This window comes from Nostoc sp. (genome assembly GCF_035638895.1).
Taxonomy (GTDB): Bacteria; Cyanobacteriota; Cyanobacteriia; order Cyanobacteriales; family Nostocaceae; genus Nostoc.
Map to the genome: position 1 here is coordinate 1 of NZ_DASQZC010000569.1, position 8,305 is coordinate 8,305.

Below are 8,305 nucleotides of genomic sequence, written 5' to 3' on the forward strand. Positions count from 1 at the left end.
ATTAAGAAGTAGATGTGAATCAATAGCCAAAACAACCATGCAACGAAACCTTTCAGCTTCATAAAGCCCAAATCTACCACAGCAGAATTGTGCCCAATCATAGCTAAACTACCATAATCAGTATAAGCAAAGGGCGGTAAACTGTTACCTGCAAGCCGCTTTTGGACTAATGCTGCTACATATTCACCTTCTTGCTTCGCTACAGGTGCAACACCAGGTAAGGGTTTACCATTTTGATGAGAAAAATTTGCTAAGTCGCCAACTACAAAAATATTGGGATGTCCCTTAATACTCAGGTCAGGTTCGACGATAATCCGTCCAGCGCGATCGCACTCAGCACCTGTACGTTCTGTTAGTACTTTGCCCATTGCTGATGCTTTTACACCTGCTGCCCATAATACCGTTTTTGCGGCAATCTCTTTAACTTCATCGCCTTGTTTGAGGGTAACAGTATCATTTTCAATATTCGTTACCAGTGTTTTTGTCTGCACAACCACCCCCAAGCGCGTCAGGGATGTTTCCGCTTCTTGTGATAACTCTGGTGCAAAAGGTGGCAGAATCCGATCTAAACCTTCTAATAGCAAAATCTTGGCTTCTGAGGTGTCAATGTTGCGGAAATCTTCTTTGAGAGTTTGATTTGCCAATTCTGCGATCGCACCAGCTAACTCTACACCAGTTGGGCCACCACCAACAATTACAAAAGTTAACCAAGCCCGGCGTTTTTCTGGATCGGTTTCTTTTTCTGCGGCTTCAAAGGCCGAAAAAATCCGGCTACGCATTTCTATCGCATCTTCTACTGTTTTCAAGCCTGGGGCGAATTCTTCCCAGTTATCTTTGCCAAAGTAGGAATGCTTCGCACCTGTGGCGACAATTAAGGTGTCGTAAGCTATTGCTTCGTCGCCTACCATCACTTGTTTTGATTCTGGATCGATATTATTCACCTCTCCCAGCAGCACTTTTGTATTCTTGCTCTTGCTGAGGACAGAACGCAACGGTGAGGAAATATCAGCCGGAGATAGCGCACCTGTGGCGACTTGATATAAAAGGGGTTGAAATAAATGAAAGTTACGTTTATCAATCAGAGTAACGTTTACTGCCGCTTTGGCGAGTGTTTTTGCTGCATAAAGTCCACCGAAACCACCGCCAACGATTACTACTTTATGGGGTGGATTATTGTCAAGTGAATTTACCATAAGAAATATTATCGTGTATGCCGACTATTTTAACTATTCTTAACAAATTTGTATCAAAATTGTCATCATATTTTTTGTATTGCTCTTTACATTTGAAAAAGTATTAAAGTAATCAAAACTACAGGATAAACAAAATTTTTTAACATAAGGGTACAGACAATAGGAGTTTGGAATCTTTTAATCCCTCTTTACCTGTGTAGATTTATCAAAGGTAGATGTAGAATTTATGCAAGTTTAGTCAGAACTAGTTGACTCTGGTGTTTGTGTCAAACGTGGTGAATGAGTTCGCCGCCAACGCTTAAAGCCATAGACAATAGCAGCAAAAATTAACAAATAGGGACTGTAAACAATTAACCAAATACCCAGCTTGAGTAAGCCAACGGAAAATGCACTCAAAGAGTGAGTAGATTTGTTCCAAGTTTCCTGAACTTGCAAACCAAAGGCAGGTTGCGGACTGGTGCTAGAAACTGCTGCTTCTAGGTTCAGCGTAATGGTGGAATAAGCAACTTGATTTTGCAGGCTTTTGAGTTGGGCATTAATTTGTTCTATGGTTTCCCGGACATTACTCAGTTCTTGGGCAACACTAAGCACATCTCTAATAGAACCCGCCCGATCCATAATTTTTTGCAAATTGGCTTCAGTTTTTTGCAAATTGGTTAATCTAGCTTGGAAATCCACCAAGCGATCGCCTACATCTTCTGCCGTGATATTACGACTTTCAACAGTGCCCAATTTAGCTAATTGTTCTAGGGTAGATTCCAGCAGATTCTCTGGTATCCGTAATTGTATTGTTGCTGTGTAACGCGGGTTGTCATTTTTAGGTTGTTGTTGTTTCAACCCGATCAAATCCCCTTGCTGTTTATTGATAATTTGCGAAACAGCATCAATAGTCTTCTCTACAGAGTTGACAGTCAAAGAGATTGCTGCCTTTTTGATGAGTTGGGGACGAGAACGAACTATAGATGCAGCTTCCGCCTTTTGGGAAATATTGCTTTCACGAGCAGATAATTGATTTACCGCGCCATTGGCTGCAATTTGAGGTGCAGACTGATTTGTTAATCGATCCGAAGAGGCGCAACTAGTGAAAATCACTCCTCCCAATAACGCACTTATAAACAAAGCAGATGTGCGAGGCAATTTAATCGAAGTATACATAATCTACCCCCAGACGGATGAAGTTAATCCCAGTATTACTGAACTAAAACTCAAAGCCTGGATTGTTGCGATTTATGTAACAGGGTTTGTCATTAGTCATTTGTCATTAGTTTTCTTCCCCTGCCCCCTGCCCCCCGCTCCCCTGCTCGCTCCTCTCCTCAGTAGATAAATTGAATGATTGATAATTCATCTGTGGTTACTCAATTTGAGGTACAATTTTAAGCCTGCCAATAAATGACGATGCTTGCTGACAGGAGATGCTTCTATGGCCCGGATGTATTATGACGAAGATGCCAATTTAGACCTTTTGGCTGGAAAAACTATTGCTATCATCGGCTATGGTTCTCAAGGTCATGCCCACGCTCTCAATCTCAAAGATAGTGGTTTGAATGTGATTGTGGGACTATATCCGGGTAGTAAGTCAGTCGCAAAAGCTGAAGCAGCTGGGTTAACTGTGAAAAATGTTGCAGATGCTGCCAATGCTGCTGATTTCATCATGATTTTGTTACCTGATGAAGTCCAAAAAACGATTTACAAAAACGAAATTGAACCAAATCTCGAAGAAGGGAATGTGTTAGCCTTTGCCCACGGCTTCAATATTCACTTTGGGCAAGTTGTACCACCGGCTAACGTAGATGTGGTGATGGTAGCACCCAAAGGGCCGGGGCATTTAGTACGACGGACTTATGAAGGTGGTGAAGGGGTACCCGCGCTGTTTGCAGTTTATCAAGATGCTAGTGGTCAGGCACGCGATCGCGCCATGTCTTATGCTAAAGGTATCGGTGGAACTCGCGCTGGTATTCTCGAAACGACTTTCCGCGAAGAAACCGAAACAGATTTATTTGGCGAACAAGCGGTATTGTGCGGTGGTTTGAGTGCTTTAATCAAAGCCGGATTTGAAACTTTGGTAGAAGCTGGTTATCAACCAGAATTGGCTTATTTTGAATGTCTGCATGAAGTCAAGCTGATTGTTGACTTGGTTGTGGAAGGCGGTTTAGCAAAAATGCGCGACAGCATTTCTAACACTGCTGAATATGGCGATTATACTCGTGGGCCGCGGATTGTCACTGAACAAACCAAAGCTGAAATGCAGAAGATTCTCACCGAAATTCAATCTGGGCAATTTGCACGAGAATTCGTTCTAGAAAACCAAGCTGGTAAACCAGGATTTACCGCCATGCGTCGCAAAGAAGCTGAACACAAAATTGAGGAAGTTGGCAAAGATTTACGCGCTATGTTTAGCTGGTTGAAAAAAGCTTAAGCAAAAGGGGGAGTCGAACTGCAAAAGTTGCGGCAATACTAGCCTATAGCTAGTGACTTCTCGTAAGGGACTTCCAAGAAATAAATTATCCAATCTTGTGGGGTGGGCATCTTGCCCGCCTTTGACTATGGGCGGGCGAAACGCCCACCCCACAATAAATAGTTGTATATTTTTTTATTTAGAAGTCCCTAACTCAACAATCAACATTGAATGTTGGGTTTCGCAATCGGACACTCAACCTACAATTATCCTTACAGCTATTTTGAGATAAATAGCTGTAACTTAACCTATTGGGAGATAACCTCTTAAGACTCCCCATCACTTGCTCTTTTGCTTAACGGGATTGAGCGATCGCTCTAAGCGACTAAACGCCTGAGAAGAAAGCAAGGTTAGGAATAAATAAACCAAGGCAACACTGGCGTAAATCTCAAATGAACGATAGTTCTCAGCTACAATCAGCTGTCCTTTGCGGAACAACTCTTCAAACCCGATGATAGCAACTAAGCTGGTGTCTTTGAGCAGGCTAATGAACTGATTTACTAGAGGTGGTAGCATCCGCCGGAGGGCTTGAGGAAAGATTATATAGCGCATCGTTTGTACTGAGCTTAAACCTAGTGATTGGGCGGCTTCTGTTTGCCCAAGCTCAATTGATTGAATGCCTGCCCGGACAACTTCAGCAATGTAAGCAGCGCTATTGAGACTCAATGCAATCACTGCTGCTGCTAAACGATTTAAAGTGAAGGTAAAACCAAAATTTTGGGCTAAAGCAGGCAACCCAAAGTAAATCATAAAAATTTGCACCAGCAACGGCGTTCCCCGGAAAAAGTCTACATACGCCCTAGCAATCCAGGGCAAAGGCGGAGTCGGGGAAAGGCGAACAATTCCAATCAGTGTACCCCCAATCATACCCAGCAAGACTGAGATTGCTGTGAGTTCAAGTGTTACTAAAGCCCCACTTAGCAAGGTGGGTAGAGACTTAAAAATAATGCTTAGTGAGGTAAATAGTTGGGATACACCTTTTTCGGTAGTCTGGTTTTCGATGGGTGATTTTTCTGGTAGTTGTGGCGGTTGGATACCAAACCACTTTTGGTATATTTTGGCGTAAATACCATTTTTCAGTACCGTTTCTAGACCTTGGTTAATCGCTTGTAAGTTGGGCGATCCTTTAGGTGTAGGAATGCCATAAAATTCTTCTGTTAGCAGACTGCTGACCACTTTGAGTCCCTTAAGGTTGCCGCTCTTTATGCCATATAAGATAACGACCTGATCATTAAGAACGGCATCGACATTACCATTAATTAATGCTTGAAGGGTTAAAGGTGAATCATCAAAAGTACGAATTTCAGAGCCGGGAATATTTTTAGCCTTCTGTGCGCCAGTTGTCCCAATTTGCACACCAATGGTTTTGTTCTTAAGATTATCGAAATTGGTAATGTTTTGATTATCTATGCGGGTAACGATCGCCACCCCTGATTTGAAGTAAGGACGGGAGAAGGAAATTGTCTTCGCCCGTTCGGCAGTAATCGTCATTGCCGCAACTGCGGCATCTACAGTTTGCGCTTGCAACGCTGGAATCATACCAGCAAAAGGCATATTTTGATACTTAACTTTAAAGCCAGCAGATTGAGCGATCGCATTCATCAAATCAATGTCAAAGCCTTGCAACTCACCACTGGCAGATTGAAACTCGAAAGGCGGAAACGTCGGTTCTGTAGCAACCGTAAGTGTGTTACCAGCAGTAGAACCATTTGTAATACAACCTGAAAGTAAAAGTAGACAGCTTAAGCTAAAGCCAAAAACTAGCTGACGTAACCAAAGTCCAACAGTTAATTTAATCATGTAATATATAGTAAAATTTTGTAGAACAAGGGACACTTTGTTTTGGTAAAGAGTTGTCCGTAGAGGCTTATGTGGATGGGTTTGCAACTAACGATCGCAACTTCAGTAAATCCACTTCAAAAGTATCATCCTATTCATATTAAAAATTCACTCAATAAATCAAATTCAAAATGCTTGCAAATACATTTGATAATAACAGCGTGTTCGAGGAAGATTATCTTTACTTTTATGAAACGTTGTTGACACCAGAACGTACTCAACACGAAGTTGACCTCATTTGCCGATTGCTAGATTTACAACCAGGGATGAGTATCTTAGACTTAGCTTGTGGGCATGGACGGATTGCTAATCAACTAGCGGCTCGTGGCTATCATCTGACTGGACTTGATGCAACAGCTTTCTTCTTAGAAAAAGCAAATCAAGATGCGGCTAGCAACGGTGTTAAGGTAGAGTACCTTCAAGGCGATATGCGTTCCCTACCCTTTAGCGATCGCTTTAACTATATCATCAACTGTTTCACAGCCTTCGGTTACTTCGATGACAATGAAAATAGATCGGTCTTAACCCAAGCGTATCGCGCTCTAAAAGTAGGTGGCAAATTTCTAATTGATATTCAGAATTTTAGCCGCGTCTTGCAAGAATTTACGCCTGAGTTAATTACTGAGCGTGAGGGGAATTATATGCTCGCACGCACGCGCTACGATGCGCTTACCAATCGTACCTATACCGAGCGGATTATCATTCGTGATGGACAAGTACGGCGTGGTCAATACTTTGTTCGCAATTTTACCTTTCCCGAAATCCGCGATTGGCTCCTGCAAACAGGCTTCAGCGAAGTAGAGGGCTATGGTTACGATGGTGAACCATTCGCCCTTGATAGCCGCCGAATGATTGTGCTAGCAAGCAAATGAAGAGTCCTAAGTCAGGACTCAAGACTCCTGACTCCTGAATTCTATTTGATAAATTACCATCCCATTGTTCCAGGGCTACCTTTAAATGGCCCGACAATATCAGCAGTAATCCATCCCCCGTAAAAATCGCCAGGTTGAGACATAACTAGCTGATCATTTACATAGCAAGCATCCATTAAACTAGGATAAAAAGCATAGTATTCTTGAATCGTTACAAAATCAGGTGTGGGTTCAATATATCGCCAAGCAACGTTATTTATATACTTTTCACCGATGCTGATATCATAATATTGACACTTACCTTTCCATTCACACCAAGTTTTTTTAGGTGTTTCAATCAGATATTCTAGTTTAATGTCTTCTGAAGGAAGGTAATAAACCGGAGGATGGCTAGTTTCTAAAACTCTTTTAGCTTTAGTTGTTTCTGCTAAAACAACACCATTACAAATTATCCGAATTGATTTGTTGCTATCTTCTAAACGAGCCGGACGAGGATAATCCCAAACTGATTCTTGACCGGGTTCTGGTAATATTGGATTTGGCCTCATTCTCAGTAATCTCCTTTGAAATCTTGAGCAATTCTAAAACCAGCGTGTTGATAAAAGTAAGGGCGAAACCAGTTACGATAAGTTGGTAATGCCATTGAACCATTAGTAGCCCAAGAACCGCCAAGCATCATCTGATGTTTATCATCAAAAAAGGGTGCTGCTTGATCTTCATAAAGCGGATGAGGTTGAAATCCTGGTAGGGCGTTGAATGTGTCCCCTAACCATTCCCAGAGGTTTCCTCTAAGATCGTAAAGTCCAGAAACACTATTGGCTGGTTTGAACATTCCCACTGGGCTAGGGGAAATGAATTGTAAGTTGAGATTATAGTTACTTGATAACTGGTTATCCTCAGAGATAAGTAAGGCTTGATTCCATTCGGCTTCAGTCATCAAACGCATGTCTGAGCCTTGAAAACGACAAAATGCGATCGCTTCGTAGTAATTTACTTCTACAGGCCAGTCTAGGGGTAAGTCTATTTCGTCGAATGTGGCTCGATAGCGATAACCATCCTGGAAAGGTATCCAGAATTTGGGATGTTCTACGTTGTATTGCTTCCAATCCCAAGATTCAGCATTCCAGTAATCTGGATTGTTGTAACCACCAGCTTGAACAAATTTCAGATATTCGCCGTTAGTGATGAGATATTGACTAGCTAAAAACGGTTTCACTTCAACAGTGCGATCGCCATATTCGCTATCCCAACCATAAGTAAGATCATCCTTGGGTTTTCCTAGTTTCACCACACCACCTGGAACCCGGCGCATTTCATTGTTAGGAATATTACCCTTACTAGGTGCGTAATTCCAACCTTGGGGACGTTTTAGGCGATCGCTAGGCAATTGACGCACCAGCATCGAAGAGGTTTCAAAGTGAATCCGACTATGTTCTATTCCCATCAGCAAAGCCCAGAAGGGATGCTGTTGATGAATCGGCAGATCCAGGGGAGTATTTTGAATAACTTTTGTAATTGCTTCTCGCGCCTTGTCTCGATATTGCCAAACTTTTTCTACATCAGGCCAGCTAATTCCTTGCATAGCTGCGTCGAGTTCTGTTGGTGTTTGGGGATCAACTCCGATTTCAAATAGGGTTTCGTATTGTGAATTAATTCCAGCTTTGATTAAGCCAACGCCAATTAACTTATTTATGAAAAAAACAGCTGAGTGACCAAGATAAAAAATTATCCGGTTTCTTAAAGGATCGGGGTTAAGATAAAAAGTTTCTTCCCCAACTAAACTTTTCATGAGTGTTTCTTCAAGTTCCCAAGAATTCTCAAAGTAGTTGAGCAGGCTTTGTGAACTGCAATCATTGAGTGTAGGGACTTGAGTTAATGTCAGTTTATTTATCGTTTGAACTAAAGTCATGATATTTTTGACAGAACATTCATCAGACAAATTACAT

Annotated in this window: 7 protein-coding genes; 2 read left to right on the plus strand and 5 right to left on the minus strand. The window is 41.9% G+C overall.

The genetic code is table 11. The annotated features are described in order from the left end of the window. Together VE944_RS28105 and VE944_RS28110 are read right to left on the minus strand one after the other, a co-directional pair. On the minus strand, positions 1-1,193 hold a 1,193-nt coding region (locus VE944_RS28105), incomplete at its 3' end, for an NAD(P)/FAD-dependent oxidoreductase (protein WP_324985126.1). Positions 1,194-1,427: 234 nt separating this feature from the next. Beyond that, the gene (locus VE944_RS28110) at positions 1,428-2,348 is read right to left on the minus strand and encodes a DUF4349 domain-containing protein (RefSeq protein ID WP_324985128.1); all 921 of its coding nucleotides are present in this window, start codon (positions 2,346-2,348) and stop codon (positions 1,428-1,430) included. 265 nt (positions 2,349-2,613) lie between these two features. On the opposite strand from VE944_RS28110, the gene ilvC reads away from it, so the two are divergent. Further along, entirely contained in the window at positions 2,614-3,609 is a 996-nt protein-coding gene (ilvC, locus tag VE944_RS28115; protein ID WP_324985131.1) for a ketol-acid reductoisomerase, read from the plus strand. Positions 3,610-3,927: 318 nt separating this feature from the next. Here the strand turns inward: ilvC and VE944_RS28120 are convergent, their stop codons facing one another. Next, a complete protein-coding gene (locus VE944_RS28120) occupies positions 3,928-5,448 on the minus strand; it encodes an ABC transporter permease subunit (protein WP_324985134.1) in 1,521 nt (506 codons plus the stop codon). Between the two features lie 170 nt (positions 5,449-5,618). Between VE944_RS28120 and VE944_RS28125 the strand changes: the two genes are divergently transcribed. After that, complete coding sequence (locus VE944_RS28125; RefSeq protein WP_324985137.1) at positions 5,619-6,359, plus strand: class I SAM-dependent methyltransferase; 741 nt, start codon at positions 5,619-5,621, stop codon at positions 6,357-6,359. 53 nt (positions 6,360-6,412) lie between these two features. On the opposite strand, the gene VE944_RS28130 is transcribed toward VE944_RS28125, so the two are convergent. Both VE944_RS28130 and ovoA read right to left on the minus strand, forming a co-directional pair. Continuing rightward, complete coding sequence (locus VE944_RS28130) at positions 6,413-6,907, minus strand: DUF427 domain-containing protein (protein ID WP_324985140.1); 495 nt, start codon at positions 6,905-6,907, stop codon at positions 6,413-6,415. Between the two features lie 2 nt (positions 6,908-6,909). Then, positions 6,910-8,268 (minus strand): 5-histidylcysteine sulfoxide synthase, encoded by a 1,359-nt coding sequence (ovoA, locus tag VE944_RS28135; RefSeq protein WP_324985143.1) that lies wholly within the window; start codon positions 8,266-8,268, stop codon positions 6,910-6,912. Between the last annotated feature and the right edge of the window lie 37 nt (positions 8,269-8,305).